The sequence below is a fragment of the Kitasatospora sp. NPDC001159 genome (genome assembly GCF_053598235.1).
The window spans coordinates 1-1,829 of sequence record NZ_JBSFJV010000265.1; the positions used below are offsets into that span (position 1 = coordinate 1).

At 68.2% G+C, this 1,829-nt stretch carries 1 protein-coding gene and 1 pseudogene; both read left to right on the plus strand.

Annotated elements, in window-relative coordinates; translation table 11 throughout:
* On the plus strand, window positions 1-1,539 hold a 1,539-nt coding region (gene kdpA, locus ACWC9T_RS41730), incomplete at its 5' end, for a potassium-transporting ATPase subunit KdpA (protein WP_449826238.1).
* A pseudogene (locus tag ACWC9T_RS41735) lies at window positions 1,539-1,829 on the plus strand (potassium-transporting ATPase subunit B); the annotation flags it as partial. The gene kdpA and the pseudogene ACWC9T_RS41735, both read left to right, overlap by 1 nt.

The following is a 1,829-nucleotide window of genomic DNA, read 5'->3' on the forward strand; positions in this document are numbered from 1 at the left end:
GAGCGCGGCGTCTACAAGCTGATCGGCGTCGACGGTGACGCCGATCAGCGCTGGCCGGTGTACCTGCGCTCGGTGCTGGCCTTCTCGGCCGTCTCGGTGCTCTTCCTCTACGGCCTGATCCGCCTCCAGACCTTCCTGCTGCTGAACCTGGGTGTTCCGCAGATGGAGGGCCACCAGGCCTGGAACACCGCGATCTCGTTCGTCACCAACACCAACTGGCAGTCCTACGGCGGCGAGTCCGCGATGGGCCACCTGGTGCAGATGGCGGGCCTGGCGGTGCAGAACTTCGTCTCTGCGGCCGTCGGCATCGCCGTCGTGGCCACGCTCATCCGGGGCTTCACCCGCAACAGGACCGACCGGGTCGGCAACTTCTGGGTGGACCTGGTCCGGATCAACCTCCGTCTGCTGCTGCCGCTCGCGTTCGTGTTCGCGCTGGTCCTGGCCGCCAACGGCGTGATCCAGAACTTCCACGGCTTCCACGAGGTCGCCAACCTGGCCGGCGACGTGCAGAAGATCCCGGGCGGCCCGGTGGCCTCCCAGGAGGTCGTCAAGGAGCTGGGCACCAACGGCGGCGGCTTCTTCAACGCCAACTCGGCGCACCCGTTCGAGAACCCGACCGGTTTCACCAACTGGCTGGAGATCTTCCTGCTGCTGGTGATCCCGTTCGCGCTGCCGCGCACCTTCGGCAAGATGGTCGGTGACAACCGCCAGGGCTACGCGATCGTCGCCGTGATGGGGCTGTTCTGGGTCGCCTCGGTGGCTCTGATGACCTTCGCCGAGTCGCAGCACCACGGCACCGCCCTGCAGGCGGCCGGCGGTGCGATGGAGGGCAAGGAGCAGCGCTTCGGCATCGCCGCCAGTTCGCTGTTCGCCGCCTCGACGACGCTGACCTCGACCGGTGCGGTGGACGCGTTCCACGACTCGTTCACGCCGTTCGGCGGCGGTCTGACGATCTTCAACATGATGCTCGGTGAGATCGCGCCCGGCGGTACCGGTTCCGGCCTGTACGGGATGCTGATCCTGGCGATCGTCGCGGTGTTCGTCGCCGGTCTGATGGTCGGCCGCACCCCCGAGTACCTGGGCAAGAAGCTCGGGGGCCGGGAGATGAAGTTCGCCTCGCTGTACATCCTCACCACCCCGACCATCGTGCTGGTCGGCACGGGTGTGGCGATGGCCCTGCCGGGTGAGCGGGCCGGGATGCTCAACTCGGGTGCCCACGGCTTCTCCGAGGTGCTGTACGCGTTCACGTCCGCGGCCAACAACAACGGCTCGGCGTTCGCCGGCATCACGGTCAACACCGACTGGTACGACACGGCGCTGGGCCTGTGCATGGTGTTCGGCCGCTTCCTGCCGATCGTCTTCGTCCTGGCGCTGGCGGGCTCGCTCGCGCAGCAGCAGCCGGTTCCGGCCACTCCGGGCACCCTGCCCACCCACAAGCCGCTGTTCGTGGGCCTGCTGTCCGGCGTCGTCCTGATCGTCGTCGGCCTCACCTACTTCCCGGCCCTGGCCCTCGGGCCGCTCGCGGAAGGTCTCTCCTGATGTCCACCCCCACGCTCAACCCCGCACCGGCCGACAAGGCCGAGCCCGCCGCGCCGCACAGAGTGTCGAGCGGCCTCCTCGACCCCAAGCTGATCGTCGCGTCCCTGCCGGACGCGGTGAAGAAGCTCGACCCCCGGGTGATGGTCAAGAACCCGGTGATGTTCGTGGTCGAGGTGGGCTCGGTGGTCACCACCGTCTCCGCGATCGCCAACCCGTCCGTGTTCGCCTGGGCCATCACCGTGTGGCTCTGGCTCACCACGATCTTCGCCAACCTGGCGGAGGCCGTCGCC